Below are 20,290 nucleotides of genomic sequence, written 5' to 3' on the forward strand. Positions count from 1 at the left end.
ATGATGTACAACCTCGAAGACTTGCTGCACCTGATGGCCTGTCTGCGTGACCCGCAGTACGGCTGCCCGTGGGACCTCAAGCAAAATTACGCGAGCATCGTGCCGCATACCCTGGAAGAAGCCTACGAAGTGGCCGACACCATCGAGCGGGGGGATTTCGAGCATCTGCAAGGTGAGTTGGGCGACCTGTTGTTCCAGGTGGTCTATTACGCCCAACTGGCCCAGGAAGAAGGGCGCTTTGAATTTGCCGGGGTGATCGACAGCATCACCCGCAAGCTGATCCGTCGACACCCCCATGTGTTCCCGACTGGCGAGCTGTATGCCCCAGAAGACACCCCGCGCCTGAGTGAAGAACAGGTCAAGCAGCGCTGGGAAGAGATCAAGGCCCAGGAGCGCGCCGAAAAGGCCGCGGCCCCCGAACAGTTGTCATTGCTCGACGATGTACCGGTCACCTTGCCGTCGCTCTCGCGCGCCGCCAAGTTGCAAAAGCGCGCAGCGCAGGTCGGTTTCGACTGGCCAGACGCGCTGCCGGTACTGGACAAGGTCCGCGAAGAGCTCGATGAAGTGCTCCAGGCCATGGCCGACGGCGATCAAGCGGCCCTGGCCGATGAGGTCGGAGACCTGCTGTTTGCCACGGTCAATCTGGCCCGGCACCTGAAGATTGACCCCGAAACGGCCCTGCGTGGCGCCAATGGCAAGTTCGAAAGACGCTTCCGATTTATCGAACAGGCATTGCGCGACCTGGGTCGTCCGATTGAAGATTGCACCCTCGAAGATTTGGACGCTCTGTGGGGCGAAGCCAAACGCCAGGAAAAGAATCTGCCCAGCTGCGGCTGAGCCGTTGCATTAAGTGAGTGAGCATCCATGAGCCTTTCCCTTCGTGACCAGTTGCTGAAAGCCGGCCTGGTCAACCAAAAGCAGGTCAAGCAAGTCAGCAAGGACCAAAAGAAACAAAAGCGCCTGGAGCATAAGGGCCAGGTCGAAGTCGACGACACCCAGCAGCGCCTGGCCAAGGAAGCCATGGCCGAAAAGGCCAAGCGTGATCAGGAGCTCAACCGCCAGCAACAGGAAAAGGCCGAGCAAAAGGCCCGTGCCGCCCAGGTCAAGCAACTGATCGAAGTGTCGCGTCTGCCTAAGCTGAACACCGAGGACTACTACAACTTCGTCGACGACAAAAAGGTCAAGCGCCTGTCGGTCAACGCCCTGATGCGCAGTAAGTTGGCGAGCGGCTCGCTGGCGATCGTCCACCACGGCGGTGGCTACGAAGTCATCCCTCGGGAAGCCGCGCTGAAGATTCAGGAGCGCGCACCTGAGCGTATCGTGCAACTCAATACCCAGGTTGAAGAGCCGGATGCCGATGATCCGTACGCGGCCTACCAGATCCCCGATGATCTGATGTGGTAAAGCAAAACCCCGCCTAGGCGGGGTTTTTCGTTATTGGGGGTGATGTGGCTGGGACCGTTTGCCTAAGTAAATGCTTGGCCGATAAAACTTCTTTCATGAAACTTCACGGGGGCTCTAAGCCCTGACGCGGGATGGGAATGGTGTAGGAGCAGAGCTTGCTCGCGATAGCATCGCTGCGGTCTGTCTAAAAAAACGCGGCGATGCCATCGCGAGCAAGCTCTGCTCCTACACCCCGGCAGGAAAAACAAAACCCCGCACGAGGGCGGGGTTTTGTTTTTGTAGGAGCCGGCCTTGGCCGCGATGGCCGCACCGCGGTATTAGCTGCCTTTCACAGACTTGCCATCCACCGTACCGTCTTTGAGCATGATGTTGTATTCCTTGCCGTCGGTTTCGACCTGTTGCAGGCGAACCAGCAGGTAGTCCCAGTCCTTGGCAAACCACAGCACGGTAATGCGCTTGCTTTGTGTCGGGTCGCGAACGCGCTCGACCTTGGTCGCCTCTACCTGGCCGGCCTGGGTGTCGACCTTCTCGACGCCCAGGACGCGGAAGTCATAGGTGTCCAGTTCGTCACCGTCGACCACCTGGTAGCTCATGCTTTTCTTGCCAGCAGCCACGTCATGTTGCAGCGCCAACTGATAGGTCGACTTGTCGAGGATGCCGCGGTTGAGCGGGATCTTCACCGCGTCGCCACGGTCGGTGCCGGTGATCATTTTCGACGACCAGTCAAAATCCAGGTCGATCTTCTTGGCCTTGCCCAGACCGCTGCGTTCGAAGTGGTAGCTCTGCGGCAGCAAGGTGTCCTTGTCCTGGCGCAGCTTACTTTCTTCGGTGAGGCTGGCGATCATCATCGAGGCCTTGAAGTTCAAGGTCCAGGTGCCATCGGTGTTCTGCTTCAGGCTGCGCTCGGCAGTGCCGCTCATGGGCAGCTGTTTCCAATCCGCCGTATAGCTGGCTGCGAATGGCTTCAAATCGGCCGCGTGGATGGGCAATGCGAGCAAAGCAAGAGCAAAGAGCAGGGCGCGACGCATAATTTCTCCTAGGGTCGAATCAAGTGGCCGCTGGCAGGCAGGGGCTGCCCGTCCAATATTGCACCTTGTTCACCCAGGCTCAATCGACCTTCGGCAAACCAGCGCACGGCCAGCGGATAGATCTGGTGCTCCTGGCCATGGACTCGCTGGGCGAGGCTTTGGGCAGTGTCATCCAGCTCTACAGCAACTACTGCCTGTACGACCAGCGGCCCGCCATCGAGTTCCTCGGTGACGAAATGCACGCTGCAGCCATGCTCCCGGTCGCCGGCGTCCAGCGCCCGCTGATGGGTGTGCAGGCCTTTGTATTTGGGCAGCAAGGAGGGATGGATATTCAGCAGGCGGCCTTGATAGTGGCGCACGAACTCTGCGCTGAGAATGCGCATGAAGCCGGCCAGTACCACCAGTTTGGGCGAGAACTCGTCGATCAGTGCCATCAAGGCGGCGTCGAAGGCTTCGCGACCTTCGAAGCCCTTGTGGTCCAGCACCCGCGCCTCAATGCCAGCATCGCGTGCGCGTTGCAGGCCAAAGGCGTCGGCGCGGTTGGAAATCACCGCGCGAATGCGGGCGGGATTGTCCCCGCCCTGGGTGCTGTCGATCAGAGCCTGCAGATTGCTACCAGTGCCGGAGAGCAGCACTACTACATCACAGGGTGTTGGCATCAGTGCGCCTTGAGGTTTTTCAGCTCGACCTGGGCTGCGCCTTCGGCGGCAGCGGCAATTTGGCCGATGACCCATGGCTGCTCGCCGGCCGCGCGCAGGCAGTTCAGGGCGACATCGACCTGGTCCTGAGCCACGCAGATAACCATGCCAACGCCGCAGTTCAGCACGCGGTGCATTTCGGTCTCATCAACGTTGCCTTGCGCTTGCAGCCAATCGAAGACGGCAGGGCGATTCCAGCTGGCCACGTCGACCACCGCCTGGGCGCCTTTTGGCAGGACGCGCGGGATGTTGTCCAGCAGGCCGCCACCGGTGATGTGAGCCATGGCCTTGACCGCGCCGGTTTCCTTGATCAGTTGCAGCAAGGGCTTGACGTAGATGCGGGTCGGGGCCATCAACAGTTCGGTCAGCGGCTTGCCTTCGAGCTGGATGTTCTCGATATCGGCACCGGCCACTTCGATGATCTTGCGGATCAGCGAGTAACCGTTGGAGTGCGGGCCGGACGATGGCAGGGCGATCAGTGCGTCACCGGTAGCGACCTTGGAGCCGTCGATGATCTCAGCCTTTTCCACGACGCCGACGCAGAAGCCGGCCAGGTCGTAGTCTTCGCCTTCGTACATGCCAGGCATTTCGGCGGTTTCACCGCCGACCAGCGAGCAGCCAGCCAGTTCGCAACCAGCGCCAATGCCGGTGACCACATCTGCCGCAGTGTCGACGTTCAGCTTGCCGGTGGCGTAGTAATCCAGGAAGAACAGCGGCTCGGCACCGCAGACCACCAGGTCGTTGACGCACATGGCGACCAGGTCCTGGCCGATGGTGTCGTGCTTGTTCAGGTTCAGGGCCAGGCGCAGTTTGGTGCCGACGCCGTCGGTGCCAGAGACCAGAACCGGCTGTTTGTAGCCGGCCGGGATCTCGCAGAGGGCGCCAAAACCGCCCAGGCCGCCCATGACTTCAGGGCGCGCGGTGCGCTTGGCGACGCCTTTGATGCGTTCGACCAATGCTTCACCGGCGTCGATGTCTACACCGGCGTCCTTGTAGCTCAGGGAGGGTTGCTTGCTCATGATCCAGGCCTTTAGGGGGGATTCGGGGGGAATCGACCGCGACTTGCCAGGGTTTTCGGAACGTGATCCGAGGCCTGATCGTCGCCGGTCTGCGAAGGCGCGCGATTTTAACAGGGTTGCCCGGCAGCGACCATCCTCAGGCCGACGGGCAGGCGCTGTATTGGCAGAAAAATATCGTCTTACAGTTTCATCACGGTTGCCATACTGATGACGGTATAAGAGAAGTCAGGGTGCTGCGAGCGAAAAACCTGCGCACGCATGGAGCGTTTCAGGCGAACCTATGGTCCCAGCCCCTGTCATTCATTTAGTCATCGGCCTTTGGGGTCGTGTTCTTGCCTCGGGAATCCTATGCGACTGTATAACTACCTGCTGCTCGGCTGCCTGGCCCTGCTTGCCTTGCCAAGCCAGGCCGAAACCCTGAAGAACCTCTATCGGGTCAGTGAACCCGTCAGCGGGCAAAGCCCGGAGGAGCGCACCCAGGCCACCGAGCGTGCCTTGCAGACGCTGGTGTTGCGCCTGACCGGTGACGAAAAGGCGTTCGATAGCCCAGGCCTTGCCGCCGTGCGCAAGGATCCACAGCAAATCATCAGCCGCTACGGCTTCGATGCCGGCCCCCCGGAAACCCTCAAGGTCGATTTCGACCCTGCCAGCACCGAAGCGGCGCTGCGCAAGGCCGGCCTTGCGCTATGGGGCAACAATCGGCCGGCGATCCTCGCTTGGTGGCTCAATGACAACACCGACGGTTCAAGCCTGGTAGGTGACGGCCAGTCAGCGGCCGAACCCCTGCGCACGGCCGCCCGGCATCGTGGCTTGCCATTGCGCCTGCCATTGGCGGACTTGAGCGAGCAGTTGGTCGGCACCGCGCCAAACCTCGAAGGCACCGACCCGGCACCGCTGCGCAGTGCGTCCGAGCGCTACGGCGCCAACGCCCTGCTGGCGGTGCATGCCACCGAGACTGACGACCAGTGGCACGCCCAATGGCGTTTGTGGATGGGGGACCAGAAGGAGCAGGGCAGCGTCCAGGCTGCCGATCAAGCCGCACTGGCCGATGCGGTCATGCTCGCGGTCAGCCAGCGCCTGGCGCCACGATTTGTCGCCAAGCCCGGCGCCGCCAGCAAAATGAAGATCCAGGTCGAAGGGATGAACCTGGCGCGCTACGCCCAATTGGGGCGCACCCTGGAGCCTTTCGGGCCGCGGCTTAAAAGCGTCGATGGCGACAAGATCATCTATCAGGTCACGGCCAGCCCCGAACAGCTTCGGGCGCAATTGGGCCTGGCTCAACTGCAGGAACTGCCAGCCCAAGCGGCACCTGCGCCGGCTCCCATACCCGCCACGGCGGCTACTGGCGCGCCCGTCACACCCCCGGTGCAACCTTTCACTGGCTTGCGTTTTCGTTGGTAAACCATCCTTTTTTCCGGGACAGGGCAGGAGCTCTTGATTAATGAATGACAAGCGTCGCTGGGTCTGGCTGGCCACCGTTTTGGTGTTCGGTGCCTTTGTATATTGGCTGCATCCGATTCTTTCACCGTTTCTGATCGGTATTCTCCTGGCCTATCTGGCTGACCCGCTGGTGGATCGGCTGGAGCGACTTGGCCTGTCACGCACCTGGGGAGTGATCGCGGTCTTTGCGCTGTTCACGCTGATCCTGGCAGTGCTGCTGCTGGTGTTGGTGCCGATGCTGGCCAAGCAGCTGGTGCGCCTTTATGAGCTGGCGCCGCAGATGCTCGACTGGCTCCAGCACACGGCCTTGCCGTGGGTGCAGGGCCGCCTGGGGCTGGTCGACGGATTCTGGAAATTTGACAAAATCAAGGCCACGATCACCGCGCACATGGGGCAGACCACCGACATTGTCAGCATGGTGCTAACCCAAGCCACGGCGTCGGGGCTGGCACTGCTGGCCTGGTTGGCCAATCTGGTACTGATCCCGGTCGTCAGCTTCTATCTATTGCGCGACTGGGACTTGATGATGGCCAAACTGCGCCGTCTGTTACCTCGCCAGCACGAAGAGCAGGTGATGGGTCTCGCCGGTGAGTGCCACGAAGTGCTGGGCGCCTTTATTCGGGGGCAGTTGCTGGTGATGCTCGCCTTGGGTGTCATTTATTCTGCAGGCTTGATGCTGGTGGGCCTGGAGCTGGGCCTGTTGATCGGCATGCTCGCGGGGCTGGCAGCCATTGTGCCGTACATGGGCTTTATCGTCGGCATTGGCGCCGCGATGATCGCCGGGCTCTTCCAGTTCGGTGGTGAATGGTATCCCTTGTTCGGTATCGCCGCGGTGTTCATGGTGGGTCAGGTGCTTGAGGGTATGGTGCTGACACCGTTGCTGGTGGGTGATCGTATCGGCTTGCACCCGGTGGCCGTGATTTTTGCGATTCTTGCAGGCGGTGAGCTGTTCGGGTTTACCGGTGTTTTGCTGGCGTTACCGGTGGCAGCGGTCATCATGGTGTTGTTACGCCATATGCACGACCTGTATAAAGAGTCGGACCTGTACGATGGTGAAATCGATCCACATTTATAACCGTGCCCGTCCCAATGCACTCCCTGTGGCAGCTCTTGAATGCAAACCTTTGATTTTGCTTAGGGTCTGCCACATTGTGCGTCTGCCTCGACGGGTATAGACTTTGCGCACTTCACTCTGAGGCCCCTCGCGGTTCGATTGAACTGTCAAGCCAGCATGAAACCGATTCAGCTGCCCCTGGGTGTTCGTCTGCGAGATGACGCCACCTTTATCAATTACTATCCAGGCGCCAATGCCGCTGCACTCGGCTATGTCGAGCGCCTTTGCGAAGCCGACGCCGGATGGACCGAAAGCCTGATCTATCTCTGGGGCAAGCAGGGCGTGGGGCGTACCCACCTGCTGCAAGCCGCGTGTTTGCGATTCGAGCAAATGGGCGAGCCCGCCGTGTATCTCCCCTTGGCACAGTTGCTCGACCGTGGTGTCGAGCTGCTTGATCACCTGGAGCAATACGAGCTGGTGTGCCTGGACGATCTGCATGTGATTGCCGGCAAGCCAGATTGGGAAGAGGCCATGTTCCACCTGTTCAACCGCCTGCGCGACAGTGGTCGTCGCTTGCTGTTGGCAGCCTCAAGCTCCCCGCGTGAATTGCCCATCAAGCTTGCGGACCTCAAGTCGCGGTTGACCATGGCGTTGATTTTCCAGATGCGCGCCCTGAGTGACGAAGACAAGTTGCGGGCCCTGCAACTGCGTGCTTCGCGCCGTGGCTTGCACATGACCGATGAGGTGGGGCACTTCATCCTTACCCGCGGCACGCGCAGCATGAGTGCGCTGTTCGATTTGCTCGAGCGCCTCGACCAGGCCTCTTTGCAGGCACAGCGCAAGCTGACCATCCCCTTCCTTAAAGAGACCCTCGGTTGGTAGACCCGCTGCGGATTTGCCAGGCCGCAGCCGCGCTGCGCCAGGCGCAACGCATTCTGGTCATCACCGGTGCCGGGTTATCGGCCGATTCGGGCTTGCCGACCTATCGTGGGCTGGGCGGCCTGTATAACGGTGTGACCGCCGAAGGTATACCGATCGAAGAGGCGCTGTCCGGGCCCATGTTGCAACAGGATCCGGCCTTGTGCTGGAAGTACCTGGCGCAGTTGGGTGCGGCCTGCCTCGGGGCCGAGCCCAACGCTGGGCACCTCGCCATTGCCGAGCTTCAGGCTGGAAAGCCCGACTGTTGGGTGCTGACGCAAAATATCGACGGTTATCATCGCAAGGCGGGCAGTGCACCAGAGCGGCTGATAGAGATTCACGGGCACTTGTCGCCGCTGTATTGCCAGAGCTGTGGGGCGATTGACGACAACCTGCAAGCGCATCTGCAGGCGCCATTGCCACCACGCTGCTCGCGTTGCACCGGCATTTTGCGCCCGCCGGTGGTGTTGTTCGAGGAGCGCTTGCCGCAAGCTGCGGTAGAGAGTCTGTACGAGCAGATGGCCCAGGGCTTTGATGCGGTACTGTGCATTGGCACGAGCGCCAGCTTCCCTTACATTCACGAGCCAGTACTGCGCACGCGAGCCATGGGTGGCGTGGCCATCGAAATCAACCCACAACCAACCGTGCTGACGCCCTACATGGACCTGTACATAGAGGGTCGCGCCTTGGATGTTTTGCCGAAATTGAAAAGTCACATTTTTTTCGATTGAATTTGCAAATGAGGATGAACGGAGGCATAGTCGCGGCTTCTTTTTATTCCTGACACGGTCGTGCCCATGCTAAAGCGCTTCGCACCCCTCGTGCCCCTCGCACTTGTTACCTTGCTGTTCGGCTGCGCAGCTCATTCGCCAGTCTCGCAACAGCAGCTGCAGCAATCCACCGCTGCAACCGCCCAAGCCTCCGTTAAAGCCAAGCCGTCCATGGTCAGCGAAGAAGAGCTGCTGTCGGAAAAGGAACTGGCCGAATTCTCCAGCAGCAAGCCTTATCAGTTGCCGGTCCTGGCAGACAGCATTCTTGAGCGCGGTATGTCCCTGATCGGTACCCGCTACCGTTTCGGCGGCACCTCGCAAACTTCTGGTTTCGACTGCAGCGGCTTTATCGGTTACCTGTTCCGTGAAGAAGCCGGCATGACCCTGCCGCGTTCGACCCGTGACATGATCAACCTGGATGCCCCGCTGGTGGCTCGCAACAAACTCAAGCCGGGTGATCTGTTGTTCTTCAGCACCAACAGCCGTCAGCGCGGGCGTGTTAGCCACGCTGGCATCTACCTGGGCGATGACCAGTTCATCCACTCCAGCAGCCGCCGCAGCGGCGGTGTTCGCATCGACAGCCTGGGCGACAGCTACTGGAGCAAGACCTTTATCGAAGCCAAGCGGGCCTTGGCCCTGGCGCCGAATGCGTCGGCAACGGTTATTTCGCGCAAGTAAGCCATCCTTCCTCAAAAACGCCTCCGACTGCAAAGCCGGGGGCGTTTTTGTTTGTGGCGGCTATTACATCCTAGCTCTAGCTCTAGCTCTAGCTTTTGATCTTTATACGCAAATAGTCCAGACACCGCGGATCGTCCCTTCAGGAGGCCGAGCGGAGCGCTTGCGTAGTGGGGCGAGGGCCATGGATGGCCCGAGAGCGCCGTAGGGCCAGGGACGGCCCGTCGGCGCGGTCCCCACGTAGCAAGTGCGGGAGCGAGGGAACCCGGAGCGTAGCGTAGGGCCGTATGCGGGGACGCGGCGTTTTGGTTACTTTTGCGCCAACAAAAGTGACCCGCCGTAAGGGCGGAACTGTGAGTCCGCGTCTATGAATTGTCTGGATATGCTCGCTATCAGTTGAACCAAAACCAAGGTTCTTGAATCGAGTGTTTATCCGTTTGAGAGGGTGACGCTTAGTCACCTTTCCGCCTTTACGGCGTCCTACTTTTGTTGGGGCAAAAGTAGGCAAAACCCCTGGTCCCCGCATACGGCCCTACGCTGCGCTTCGGGTTCCCTCCTTCCGCACCTGCTCCGTGGGGCCGCGCCGACGGGCCGTCCCTGGCCCATCGGCGCTTGCGGGCCATCCATGGCCCTTACCCCACTACGCAGGCGCTCCACTCGGCCTCCTGAAGGGACATCCGTGGTGTCTGTACTTTCTGTGTTCAAAGATCAAGATCAAGATCAAGATCAAGATCAAGATCAAGATCAAGATCAAAAGCCAAAGCCAGCGGCGTCAATGAAAGACACCTGATCGTCACATCGCGGACATGCTTCCATAGTGCTACCATTTATGGTTCGCACCCTCCTGGCCAGCACCTGATGCTCAGTCCAGGGCACCCGGCCTAGGGGCCGGCATCACACCTGGATTGTTCTGCCCATGACCACGACGGCACGCATCGCACTTCTTGCCCTCGCAGCACTGCTCGGTGCCTGCTCAAGTCAGCCACCTGCGCCACAGCCCAAAGTGGTCAGGCCGACAGTGATGGCCCCTCAACACTATTTCTCGCCCGTCGCTGAAGATGTGCTGTTTCGTGCCCTAGGCCTAGTGGGCACACCCTATCGCTGGGGCGGCAACACGCCGGATTCGGGCTTTGATTGCAGCGGTCTGATCGGCTTCGTCTACCGCGATGCGGCGGGCATCTCGCTGCCGCGTTCCACGCGGGAAATGATCACGATCTCGGCGCCGACCATCGACCGCAATGCCTTGCAGTCAGGCGACCTGGTGTTTTTTGCCACCAGCGGCGGCTCGCAGGTCAGTCATGCCGGCATCTATGTGGGCGAGGGCCGTTTTGTCCATGCGCCAGCCACCGGAGGCACGGTTCGCCTGGATTACCTGTCCAATGTCTATTGGCAAAAAGCCTACCTGAACGCCAAGCGAGTCTTGCAGCCAACCAACCTGGCCAGGAACCCCTGACGTCGGTGGCACACGCGAGGTATCGCCATGACCGCGCAAACGCTGTTTCTCAACGACAAACTCTACGATTACCTGCAACGCGTTTCCCTGCGTGAAACGCCCTTGCTGCGCCAGTTGCGCGAGCAGACCCAGGCCATGGCCCAGGCGCATTGGCAGGTCGCGCCCGAGCAAGGACAGTTTCTGGCATTACTGGTGAGTCTGATGGGGGCTCGGCGCCTGATTGAGGTGGGTACTTTCACCGGCTACAGCGCCTTGTGCATGGCCCAGGCCATGGGGGAGGGCGGCAAACTGATTTGCTGTGATCTGCCGGGTGACTACAACCAGATTGCACAGGATTATTGGCAGCAGGCCGCAGTGGCTGAACGCATCGATCTGCGCCTCAATCCCGCCCTTCAAACGCTGGCCCAGTTGGAGCGAGAAGGTGGGGCAGGGCAGTATGACCTGATCTTTATCGACGCCGACAAGGCCAACTACCCCCACTACCTTGAGCACGCCTTGGCATTACTGCGCACAGGCGGCCTGGCTGTGTTCGACAATACCCTGTGGAGTGGTCGGGTCCTGGAAACCCAGCCCGACAGCGCTGACACCCGAGCGATCAAGGCGCTCAACAGCGGCTTGAAGAATGACCCGCGCGTCGACCTGTCCATGCTGCCGCTGGGCGATGGCCTGACCCTGTGCCGCAAACGCTAACGGCACCACCCGTTGTAGGAGCAGACCTTGGTCGCGATGGCATCACCGCGGTCTCCCTATGAACCGCAGTGATGCCATCGCGACCAAGGTCTGCTCCTACATTGAGCACGCCTTGGCATTACTGCGCACAGGCGGCCTGGCTGTGTTCGACAATACCCTGTGGAGTGGTCGGGTCCTGGAACCCCAGCCCGACAGCGCTGACACCCGAGCGATCAAGGCGCTCAACAGCGGCTTGAAGAATGATCCGCGCGTCGACCTGTCCATGCTGCCGCTGGGCGATGGCCTGACCCTGTGCCGCAAACGCTAACGGCACCACCCGTTGTAGGAGCAGACCTTGGTCGCGATGGCATCACCGCGGTCTCCCTATGAACCGCAGCGATGCCATCGCGACCAAGGTCTGCTCCTACATTGAGCACGCCTTGGCATTACTGCGCACTGGCGGCCTGGCTGTGTTCGACAATACCCTGTGGAGTGGTCGGGTCCTGGAAACCCAGCCCGACAGCGATGACACTCGAGCGATCAAGGCGCTCAACAGCGGCTTGAAGAATGATCCGCGCGTCGACCTGTCCATGCTGCCGCTGGGCGATGGCCTGACCCTGTGCCGCAAACGCTAACGGCACCACCCGTTGTAGGAGCAGACCTTGGTCGCGATGGCATCACTGCGGTCCTCCTGAGAAACCGCAGCGATGCCATCGCGACCAAGGTCTGCTCCTACAAGTAGAGAGGCGCGCGATGTCCGAGGTTCAACCGGCTTCATTTGACGCTCCATCCCCAACCCTCTAACCTTCGCGACTTGTTTCAGGTGCTCGGCGGCCATGGCTTTGCCGAGTGAAACAGGGAAGCCGGTGAGCGTGCCAAGCGCGTGATCCCGGCGCTGCCCCCGCAACGGTAAATGAGTGATGAGCATGCTTTGTGCCACTGGGCCCCTTGGCCCGGGAAGGCGCGTGCTCCGGGCCTTGCCCCCTCATGAGCCCGGAGACCGGCCTGAAACGTGAACGGCATCACGGTGGGTGATGCGCGGTTGGCGGCCTGTCCCTTGGCCGTGCTCGCGCCTGCCGTCTGCCTAGACCTGACAGGAGAGCTGCGATGAGTGAATCCCCGGAACGTGACGAACGCCATGTGGCGCGCATGCTGCGCAAAAAGGCGGTGATCGACGAGCGTATCGCCAATTCGCCGAACGAATGTGGACTGCTGCTGGTATTGACCGGCAACGGCAAGGGCAAGAGCAGCTCAGCCTTCGGCATGCTGGCCCGGGCCATGGGCCATGGCATGCAGTGCGGTGTGGTGCAGTTCATCAAGGGCCGCAATGCCACTGGTGAAGAGCTGTTTTTCCGCCGATTCCCCGAACAGGTGCGTTACCACGTCATGGGCGAAGGCTTTACCTGGGAAACCCAGGACCGCCAGCGCGATATCGCCGCCGCCCAAGCGGCCTGGAAAGTCTCCTGCGAACTGCTGGCCAACCCGGATATCGGGCTGGTGGTACTCGATGAGCTGAATATCGCCCTCAAGCACGGCTACCTGGAGCTGGATCAGGTCTTGACTGACCTGCAGGCCCGTCCGCCCATGCAGCACGTCGTGGTGACGGGCCGGGGCGCACCGGCCGACCTGATTGAACTTGCCGATACTGTGACCGAAATGGGCGTGATCAAGCACGCTTTCCAGGCCGGGGTTCGTGCGCAAAAAGGCATCGAACTATGACCGATGCACGGCATTGCCCGGCAGTCTTGATCGCAGCACCCGCTTCTGGCCAGGGCAAGACCACCGTGACCGCCGCCCTTGCTCGCCTGCACCGCAATCAGGGGCGCAAGGTGCGGGTGTTCAAATGCGGGCCGGACTTTCTCGACCCGATGATTCTGGAGCGCGCCAGTGGCGCCCCTGTTTATCAACTCGATTTATGGATGGTCGGCGCCGATGAAAGCCGCCGTTTGCTGTGGGAGGCTGCAGGCGAGGCCGACCTGATCTTGATCGAGGGGGTCATGGGGCTGTTCGATGGCACGCCATCGAGCGCCGACCTGGCGCGCCACTTCGGCGTGCCCGTGCTGGCCGTGATTGATGGCACCGCCATGGCCCAGACCTTTGGTGCGCTGGCCCTGGGCCTGGCGCGCTACCAGCCAGACCTGCCGTTCGCTGGCGTGTTGGCCAACCGTGTCGGCACCTTGCGCCATGCCCAATTGCTTGAAGGCAGCCTGACCGAGGGCCTGCGCTGGTACGGCGGCCTGTCGCGGGAAACCGGTATCGAATTGCCGAGCCGCCATCTGGGCCTGGTACAAGCCAGCGAGCTCAATGACCTGGACGCCCGCCTTGACGCCGCCGCCCAGGCACTGGAGCAGAGCTGCGATGCCGCGCTGCCGCCGGCCGTGGAATTTGCAGCGCCTGTGCCGCGCGCCATCGAGCCGTTGCTTGAAGGTGTACGCATTGCCGTTGCCCGCGATGAAGCCTTTGCATTCACCTATGGTGCAAGCCTGGACTTATTGCGGGCCATGGGCGCGACGCTGAGCTTTTTCTCGCCGATCCATGACCGCGAACTGCCGCCTGCGGACAGCCTTTACCTGCCCGGTGGCTATCCCGAGCTGCATCACCGGGCCTTGGCCGAAAACAGCTCGATGTGTGAAGCCATCCGCGCCCATCACCAAGCCGGCAAGCCGCTGCTCGCAGAATGTGGCGGCATGCTGTACTTGCTCGATGCCTTGACCGATGTCCAAGGTGAGCGCGCCGAATTGCTGGGGCTGCTACCCGGTGAAGCGGTGATGCAAAAACGCCTGGCGGCCTTGGCCCTGCAAGCGGTGGACCTGCCGGAAGGCACCTTGCGCGGGCACACCTATCACCATTCGTTGACCACCACGGCGCTAGAGCCGATTGCCCGTGGCCAAAGCCCTAATGGCGGTCGTGGCGCCGAAGCGGTCTATCGTTGTGGACGCCTGACGGCTTCCTACGTGCATTTCTATTTCCCTTCCAACCCTGAAGCGATGGCGGCGCTGCTGCGACCATGAGTGAACACGCCTACAGTCCGCAAGAGCGGGCGGCGGTCTACCGGGCCATCGGTGAGCGGCGCGACATGCGCCATTTTGCCGGTGGCAGCGTCGAGCCCGAACTGCTCGCACGCCTGCTGGAAGCCGCGCATCAGGCGCCCAGCGTCGGCCTGATGCAACCCTGGCGGTTTATCCGAATCAGCGACCGCAGCCTGCGCCAACGGGTCCGGGAACTGGTGGAAGAGGAACGGATTCGCACGGCCGAGGCGCTGGGCGAACGTTCCGATGAATTCATGAAACTCAAGGTCGAGGGCATCGACGACTGCGCTGAAGTGCTGGTCGCGGCCTTGATGGACAAGCGCGAAAGCCACATTTTCGGGCGCCGCACCTTACCCGAGATGGACCTGGCGTCGTTGTCCTGTGCGATCCAGAATCTCTGGCTGGCGGCCCGCGCCGAAGGCCTGGGCATGGGCTGGGTGTCGCTGTTCGACCCGGTCGCCCTGGCCAACCTTTTGGGCCTGCCGCCAGGGGCCAAGGCGATCGCGGTGTTGTGCCTGGGGCCTGTGAAGGCATTCTACCCGGCCCCGATGCTGGTGCTTGAAGGCTGGGCCGAGCCGCGGCCGTTATCTGAACTGCTGTATGAAAACCAATGGGGAGTGATTCGATGAGTGTGGCGCTATTGAGTGTCGCCGGTGTAGCGCTGGACGCGCTGCTGGGCGAACCCAAGCGCAGGCATCCGCTGGTGGCCTTCGGGCGCATGGCCGATCGTCTCGAACAACGTTTCAATGCTGCAGGCCGAGGCTGGCGCAGCCATGGCGTCACCGCTTGGTTTCTGGCGGTCATCCCGCTGACGTTGCTGGCAACGCTGCTGTCATGGTTGCCCTACATTGGCTGGATCGTCGAAGTGCTGGCGCTGTACTGCGCGCTGGGCATGCGCAGCCTGGGCGAGCATGTGACGCCGGTGGCCGAAGCGCTGCGCCGCGATGACCTGGACGCGGCTCGTCAGCGAGTCGGTTACCTGGTCAGCCGCCAGACCGATGAGCTGGACGCCAATGCCGTGGCCCGCGCCGCGACCGAGTCGGTGCTGGAAAACGGCAGCGATGCGGTGTTCGCAGCGCTGTTCTGGTTCGTTGTCGCCGGGGTGCCTGGCGTGGTGCTGTATCGCCTGAGCAATACCCTGGACGCCATGTGGGGTTATCGCAACGAGCGTTTCGAGCGCTTCGGCTGGGCCGCGGCCCGCATTGATGACGTGCTCAACTACCTGCCCGCGCGCTTGGTGGCCCTGACCTATGCACTGCTGGGCAAGACCCGCCTGGCGCTCAAGTGCTGGCGCACCCAGGCGCCCACCTGGGACAGCCCGAATGCAGGCCCGGTGATGGCTGCCGGCGCGGGTGCCCTGGGGGTCGAGCTGGGAGGGCCTGCGGTGTATCACGGCGAGCTGCATGAGCGTGCAACGCTCGGTGAGGGCGAGCCTGCCAGTGCCGAGTCCATCGAACGCGGCTGGCAATTAGTGCAACGCGGGGTCTGGTTGTGGTTGTTGCTGTTGTGCCTGGGGGCTGAATTCTATGCTTGAACACGGTGGCCGCCTGCGTCAGGCCGCAGAGGATTACGGGATCGAGCTGTCCCACTGGCTGGACCTTTCCACGGGGCTGGCGCCCTGGCCGTTTGCGATCCCGGATATCGCCCCGAGCGCCTGGGCGCGATTGCCGGAAGCCAATGACGGGCTTGAAGAAGCAGCCTGTGACTATTACGGCGTCCACCAGTTGCTGCCGGTGCCGGGTTCCCAGGCGGCGATCCAGGCGCTGCCGCGGCTGCGCCGCACGGGCAAGGTGGGCGTGCTGTCACCCTGTTATGCCGAACATGCCGAGGGCTGGCGGCGGGCGGGGCACCGGGTCCGGGAGATTGGCGAAAGCGAAGTGGACTTCTACCTGGACAGCCTCGATGTGCTGGTGGTGGTCAACCCCAACAACCCGACCGGGCGCCTGCTGAGCGCCCAGCGTCTGCTGGAATGGCATGCGCGGCTGGTCCAGCGGGGTGGTTGGCTGGTGGTGGACGAAGCGTTCATGGACAACACCCCGGGATTGAGCCTGGCGGCCTTTACCGACCGCATTGGCCTGATTGTGCTGCGTTCGTTCGGCAAGTTCTTTGGCCTGGCCGGTGTTCGGTTGGGTTTTGTGCTGGCCGAGCGCAAATTGCTGCAACTGCTGGCCGAGCAGATCGGCCCCTGGGCGGTCAGCGGCCCGACCCGCCAACTGGGCCAGGCTTGCCTGCTGGATCGTGAAGGCCATGCCCGGCAAATCAGCCAGTCGCTTGCGGCCAGCGAACGCTTGGCAACGTTGCTGGAGCGCTTCGGTCAACCGCCCAGCGGTGGCTGCGCGCTGTTTCAGTGGCGAGTCACTGGACAGGCCGAGCGCCTGCACGACTTCATGGCCCGGCGCGGCATTCTGCTGCGCCTGTTCGCCGCCACTTCCAGCCTGCGCTTCGGCCTGCCCGCCACAGAAGCCGATTGGCAGCGGCTGGAGCAGGCCTTTTGTGATTACCTCAAGGAGCACCCATGACCACGTTGATGGTCCAGGGCACCACGTCCGATGCTGGCAAGAGCACCCTGGTCACGGCCCTGTGCCGCTGGCTGGCCCGCCAAGGCATCAGCGTGGTGCCATTCAAGCCGCAGAACATGGCGCTCAACAGCGCGGTCACCGCCGAGGGCGGCGAAATCGGCCGCGCCCAGGCGGTGCAAGCCCAGGCGGCCAACCTTGCGCCGCACACCGACATGAACCCGGTGCTACTCAAGCCCAACAGCGACACGGGGGCGCAGGTCATCATCCATGGCCAGGCGGTCACCAGCATGAACGCGGTGGCCTATCACGGCTACAAGGTCATCGCCATGCAAGCGGTGCTCGACTCCCATCGTCGCCTCAGTGCCGCTTACCCGGTGGTGATGGTCGAAGGGGCAGGCTCGCCTGCCGAGATCAATCTGCGAGCCGGCGATATCGCCAATATGGGCTTTGCCGAGGCGGTGGACTGCCCGGTGCTGCTGATTGCCGACATCAACCGTGGCGGCGTGTTCGCCCATCTGGTCGGTACGCTGGAGCTGCTATCGCCCAGCGAGCAGGCGCGGGTGAAGGGCTTTGTGATCAACCGCTTTCGGGGCGACATCGCCTTGCTCCAGCCCGGCCTGGACTGGCTTGAAGAGCGCACCGGCAAGCCGGTCATCGGGGTGTTGCCCTATGTGCTCGACTTGCACCTGGAAGCCGAAGACGGCCTGGACCAGCGCCAGTCCGACAACAAGGTCGAGCAGTTGCTCAAGGTGATCGTGCCGGTACTGCCGCGCATCAGTAACCACACCGATTTCGACCCGCTGCGCCTGCATCCACAGGTGGACCTGCAATTTATAGGGCCGGGTGAAGCGATCCCGCCGGCCGACCTGATCATCCTGCCTGGCTCCAAGAGCGTGCGCAGCGATCTTGCGCAGTTGCGCGCCCGTGGTTGGGATACCGCCATCGCTCGGCACTTGCGCTACGGCGGCAAAGTGCTGGGTATTTGCGGCGGTTTGCAGATGCTGGGCCAGCAGGTCCACGACCCGTTGGGCCTTGAAGGCGCGCCGGGCTCCAGTGCGGGCTTGGGGTTGTTCGACTTCAGCACGACCCTGGCGGCAGAAAAGCAACTGCGCAACGTCCAGGGTCATTTGACCCTGGATGCAGCAGCGGTCAGCGGCTATGAGATTCATGCCGGTGTCACCGAAGGCCCGGCGCTGAGCAACCCTGCGGTGCGCCTGGACGATGGCCGCTGCGACGGCGCGGTCAGTGAAGACGATCAGGTGCTGGGCACCTATCTGCATGGCTTGTTCGAATCGCCCGCCTCAAGCAGTGCCTTGCTGCGCTGGGCCGGCCTGGCCCAGGTGCAAGCGGTGGATTACCACGCCCTGCGTGAGCTGGATATCGAACGCCTGGCGGACCTGGTGGAAAACCACCTGGACACCAGCCACCTGCGCCAACTGTGTGGCCTGCAACAGGAACCCAACTGATATGTTGCAACTGATCCTCGGCGGTGCCCGCTCGGGCAAGAGCCGCCTGGCTGAACGCCTGGCCGGCGAAAGCGGCCTGGCCGTGATCTACATCGCCACCAGCGAACCGCTGGATGGCGAAATGAACAGCCGCGTGCAACTGCACCGCCAGCGTCGCCCCAGTGAATGGGCGCTGATCGAAGAACCGCTGCAACTGGCCCGTGTGTTGCGCGAACAGGCAAGGCCCGACTGCTGCCTGCTGGTGGACTGTCTGACCCTATGGCTGACCAACCTGCTGATGCTTGAAGACCCCCAGGCGTTGGCCACCGAACGCGATGCGTTGCTCGAGTGCCTGGCTGATCTGCCGGGCGAGATCATTCTGGTCAGCAATGAAACCGGCTTGGGCGTCGTCCCGCTCGGTGAATTGACCCGGCGTTTTGTCGATGAAGCCGGCTGGCTGCATCAGGCCATCGCCGAGCGTTGCCAGCGGGTCGTCCTGACCGTCGCCGGCCTGCCGTTAACCCTCAAAGGATGCGCACTATGAGTCAATCCTGGTGGCTGGCGCCGTGCCGGCCGGTCGATGAAGGCATTCGCGGGCAAGCACTGGCTCGCCAGCAGCAGCTGACCAAACCCGCCGGTTCGCTGGGCCGCCTGGAGCAGGTGGCGGTGCAACTGGCAGGCTTGCAGGGGCAGGTCAAACCCTCGCTCGACCAGGTCTGGATTGCGATCTTTGCAGGTGATCACGGTGTGGTGGCCGAAGGTATTTCGGCTTATCCGCAAGCGGTCACCGGGCAGATGCTGCTCAACTTCGTCAATGGCGGCGCGGCCATCAGTGTGATCGCCCGTCAGTTGGGTGCCCAACTGGAAGTGGTCGACCTGGGTACCGCCACCTTGCACGAGCCGCTGGCCGGCGTGCGTCATTTGAATCTGGGCCCCGGCACGGCGAACTTTGCCCATGGCCCAGCCATGACCGCCGAGCAAGGCGCGCAAGCCTTGCAGGCCGGTCGCGACAGCGCCCAGCGCGCCTTGGCCAGCGGTGCCCAGCTGTTTATCGGTGGTGAGATGGGCATTGGCAACACCACTGCGGCCAGCGCCGTGGCTTGCGCACTGTTCAAGTGCCCGGCCAGCGAACTGGTCGGGCCCGGCACGGGGTTGGACAGTGCGGGTGTGAATCACAAGGCCGAGGTCATCGAGCAAGCGTTGCAGTTTCACGGTGACTTGGCCGATGACGCCTTGCAGCCGTTGCTGTGCTTTGGCGGCTTTGAGATGGCGGCCCTGACCGGCGCCTATCTGGCCTGTGCGCAGGCGGGCATTGCGGTACTGGTCGATGGTTTTATCTGCACAGTGGCCGCGGCAGTGGCGGTGCGCCTGAACCCGTCTTGCCGCCCGTGGCTGCTATTCGGTCATCGTGGCGCGGAGCCTGGACACCGCGTGGTACTGGCCCAGCTTGAAGCCGAGCCGCTATTGGAGCTGGGCCTGCGCCTGGGCGAAGGCAGCGGCGCGGCGCTGGCGGTGCCGCTGTTGCGCATGGCTTGCAGCCTGCACGGCGATATGGCGACCTTTGCCGAAGCTGCCGTGGCGGACCGCTCGGCATGATCTTGCAACTGGACATGCTGCGCCACGGTGAAACCGAGCAGGGCGGCGGCTTGCGCGGCAGCCTCGACGACGCCCTGACTGAGACCGGTTGGGGGCAGATGCAGGCAGCGGTGGAGCAGGGCGGGCCCTGGTCACGAATCGTCAGTTCGCCCTTGCAGCGCTGTGCGCGATTTGGCGAGGCACTTGCGCAGCGGCTGAATGTGCCGCTGGAACGGGCACCTCAGTTGCAAGAGCTGCACTTCGGCGACTGGGAAGGTCGCAGCGCCGCCGAGTTGATGCTGACCGACGAAAAGGGCCTGGGCCTGTTCTGGGCCGATCCCTATGCCTTCACACCGCCCCAGGGTGAGCCGGTGGCAGACTTTGCCGCGCGCGTATTGGCGGGTATCCAGAACTTGCACCAACGGTATGCCGGTGAGCGGATCTTGCTGATCAGTCATGCCGGAGTGATGCGCTTGCTGCTGGCCCAGGCCCGGGGCCTGCCGCGTGAACAGCTGTTGCAAGTTGAAGTGGCGCATGGGGCGTTGTTGGGGCTGTCGGTCGCCGCCGATGGCGTCTTGAGCGAGCGAGGCTGAG

Annotated in this window: 23 protein-coding genes and 1 riboswitch; of the genes, 20 read left to right on the forward strand and 3 right to left on the reverse strand. The window is 62.4% G+C overall.

Features of this window, described 5'->3' with window-relative positions; translation table 11 throughout:
* The first annotated feature begins 3 nt into the window (after positions 1-3).
* Both mazG and AC3IX4_RS06525 read left to right on the forward strand, forming a co-directional pair.
* Entirely contained in the window at positions 4-837 is an 834-nt protein-coding gene (gene mazG, locus AC3IX4_RS06520) for a nucleoside triphosphate pyrophosphohydrolase (protein WP_489261230.1), read from the forward strand.
* Positions 838-864: 27 nt separating this feature from the next.
* The gene (locus AC3IX4_RS06525) at positions 865-1,404 is read left to right on the forward strand and encodes a DUF2058 domain-containing protein (RefSeq protein ID WP_489259771.1); all 540 of its coding nucleotides are present in this window, start codon (positions 865-867) and stop codon (positions 1,402-1,404) included.
* A gap of 317 nt (positions 1,405-1,721) precedes the next feature.
* Here AC3IX4_RS06525 and AC3IX4_RS06530 read toward each other — a convergent pair whose 3' ends face one another.
* The 3 genes from AC3IX4_RS06530 to purM are packed head-to-tail and all read right to left on the reverse strand — an operon-like array spanning position 1,722 to position 4,149.
* The gene (locus AC3IX4_RS06530) at positions 1,722-2,432 is read right to left on the reverse strand and encodes a DUF3108 domain-containing protein (protein ID WP_489259772.1); all 711 of its coding nucleotides are present in this window, start codon (positions 2,430-2,432) and stop codon (positions 1,722-1,724) included.
* Between the two features lie 8 nt (positions 2,433-2,440).
* Positions 2,441-3,091 carry a phosphoribosylglycinamide formyltransferase gene (gene purN, locus AC3IX4_RS06535; RefSeq protein ID WP_489259773.1) on the reverse strand — a complete coding sequence of 217 codons (651 nt, stop codon included), beginning with the start codon at positions 3,089-3,091 and terminating at the stop codon, positions 2,441-2,443.
* Positions 3,091-4,149: a phosphoribosylformylglycinamidine cyclo-ligase gene (purM, locus tag AC3IX4_RS06540; RefSeq protein ID WP_489259774.1), complete on the reverse strand. Its 1,059-nt coding sequence runs from the start codon at positions 4,147-4,149 to the stop codon at positions 3,091-3,093. The genes purN and purM overlap by 1 nt, the downstream gene beginning before the upstream one ends.
* A gap of 348 nt (positions 4,150-4,497) precedes the next feature.
* Here purM and AC3IX4_RS06545 point away from each other — a divergent pair, with 348 nt between their 5' ends.
* The 18 genes from AC3IX4_RS06545 to cobC all read left to right on the forward strand — a co-directional run bounded on the left by AC3IX4_RS06545 (position 4,498) and on the right by cobC (position 20,289).
* Entirely contained in the window at positions 4,498-5,550 is a 1,053-nt protein-coding gene (locus AC3IX4_RS06545; protein WP_489259775.1) for a DUF2066 domain-containing protein, read from the forward strand.
* A gap of 40 nt (positions 5,551-5,590) precedes the next feature.
* Positions 5,591-6,664 carry an AI-2E family transporter gene (locus AC3IX4_RS06550; RefSeq protein WP_489259776.1) on the forward strand — a complete coding sequence of 358 codons (1,074 nt, stop codon included), beginning with the start codon at positions 5,591-5,593 and terminating at the stop codon, positions 6,662-6,664.
* Positions 6,665-6,820: 156 nt separating this feature from the next.
* Complete coding sequence (hda, locus tag AC3IX4_RS06555) at positions 6,821-7,525, forward strand: DnaA regulatory inactivator Hda (RefSeq protein ID WP_489259777.1); 705 nt, start codon at positions 6,821-6,823, stop codon at positions 7,523-7,525.
* A complete protein-coding gene (locus AC3IX4_RS06560) occupies positions 7,519-8,292 on the forward strand; it encodes an NAD-dependent protein deacylase (protein ID WP_489259778.1) in 774 nt (257 codons plus the stop codon). Before hda ends, AC3IX4_RS06560 begins: the two co-directional genes overlap by 7 nt.
* 66 nt (positions 8,293-8,358) lie before the next feature.
* A complete protein-coding gene (locus AC3IX4_RS06565; RefSeq protein ID WP_489259779.1) occupies positions 8,359-9,009 on the forward strand; it encodes a C40 family peptidase in 651 nt (216 codons plus the stop codon).
* Positions 9,010-9,922: 913 nt separating this feature from the next.
* The gene (locus tag AC3IX4_RS06570; protein WP_489259780.1) at positions 9,923-10,459 is read left to right on the forward strand and encodes a C40 family peptidase; all 537 of its coding nucleotides are present in this window, start codon (positions 9,923-9,925) and stop codon (positions 10,457-10,459) included.
* Between the two features lie 27 nt (positions 10,460-10,486).
* Positions 10,487-11,149, forward strand: a complete 663-nt coding sequence (locus tag AC3IX4_RS06575) for a class I SAM-dependent methyltransferase (RefSeq protein ID WP_489259781.1) — start codon at positions 10,487-10,489, stop codon at positions 11,147-11,149.
* Between the two features lie 58 nt (positions 11,150-11,207).
* Positions 11,208-11,456 (forward strand): O-methyltransferase, encoded by a 249-nt coding sequence (locus AC3IX4_RS06580; protein ID WP_489259782.1) that lies wholly within the window; start codon positions 11,208-11,210, stop codon positions 11,454-11,456.
* A 58-nt stretch (positions 11,457-11,514) separates the two neighbouring features.
* Positions 11,515-11,763, forward strand: coding sequence for an O-methyltransferase (locus AC3IX4_RS06585; protein ID WP_489259783.1), 249 nt, complete (start codon positions 11,515-11,517; stop codon positions 11,761-11,763).
* 169 nt (positions 11,764-11,932) lie between these two features.
* Positions 11,933-12,151, forward strand: a riboswitch (cobalamin riboswitch).
* Between the two features lie 84 nt (positions 12,152-12,235).
* Positions 12,236-12,847 (forward strand): cob(I)yrinic acid a,c-diamide adenosyltransferase, encoded by a 612-nt coding sequence (gene cobO / locus AC3IX4_RS06590; RefSeq protein ID WP_489259784.1) that lies wholly within the window; start codon positions 12,236-12,238, stop codon positions 12,845-12,847.
* Positions 12,844-14,139 (forward strand): cobyrinic acid a,c-diamide synthase CobB, encoded by a 1,296-nt coding sequence (locus AC3IX4_RS06595; protein ID WP_489259785.1) that lies wholly within the window; start codon positions 12,844-12,846, stop codon positions 14,137-14,139. The genes cobO and AC3IX4_RS06595 overlap by 4 nt, the downstream gene beginning before the upstream one ends.
* Positions 14,136-14,786: a 5,6-dimethylbenzimidazole synthase gene (bluB, locus tag AC3IX4_RS06600; RefSeq protein WP_489259786.1), complete on the forward strand. Its 651-nt coding sequence runs from the start codon at positions 14,136-14,138 to the stop codon at positions 14,784-14,786. Before AC3IX4_RS06595 ends, bluB begins: the two co-directional genes overlap by 4 nt.
* Positions 14,783-15,691, forward strand: coding sequence for an adenosylcobinamide-phosphate synthase CbiB (gene cbiB, locus AC3IX4_RS06605; protein ID WP_489259787.1), 909 nt, complete (start codon positions 14,783-14,785; stop codon positions 15,689-15,691). Before bluB ends, cbiB begins: the two co-directional genes overlap by 4 nt.
* A complete protein-coding gene (gene cobD / locus AC3IX4_RS06610) occupies positions 15,684-16,676 on the forward strand; it encodes a threonine-phosphate decarboxylase CobD (RefSeq protein WP_489259788.1) in 993 nt (330 codons plus the stop codon). Before cbiB ends, cobD begins: the two co-directional genes overlap by 8 nt.
* Complete coding sequence (locus AC3IX4_RS06615; RefSeq protein WP_489259789.1) at positions 16,673-18,142, forward strand: cobyric acid synthase; 1,470 nt, start codon at positions 16,673-16,675, stop codon at positions 18,140-18,142. The genes cobD and AC3IX4_RS06615 overlap by 4 nt, the downstream gene beginning before the upstream one ends.
* A gap of 1 nt (position 18,143) precedes the next feature.
* Positions 18,144-18,665 carry a bifunctional adenosylcobinamide kinase/adenosylcobinamide-phosphate guanylyltransferase gene (cobU, locus tag AC3IX4_RS06620; RefSeq protein ID WP_489259790.1) on the forward strand — a complete coding sequence of 174 codons (522 nt, stop codon included), beginning with the start codon at positions 18,144-18,146 and terminating at the stop codon, positions 18,663-18,665.
* Positions 18,662-19,717: a nicotinate-nucleotide--dimethylbenzimidazole phosphoribosyltransferase gene (cobT, locus tag AC3IX4_RS06625; protein ID WP_489259791.1), complete on the forward strand. Its 1,056-nt coding sequence runs from the start codon at positions 18,662-18,664 to the stop codon at positions 19,715-19,717. Before cobU ends, cobT begins: the two co-directional genes overlap by 4 nt.
* Entirely contained in the window at positions 19,714-20,289 is a 576-nt protein-coding gene (gene cobC / locus AC3IX4_RS06630; RefSeq protein ID WP_489259792.1) for an alpha-ribazole phosphatase family protein, read from the forward strand. Before cobT ends, cobC begins: the two co-directional genes overlap by 4 nt.
* Position 20,290 lies beyond the last annotated feature (1 nt).

It is taken from the genome of Pseudomonas sp. KH_021 (assembly GCF_057838865.1).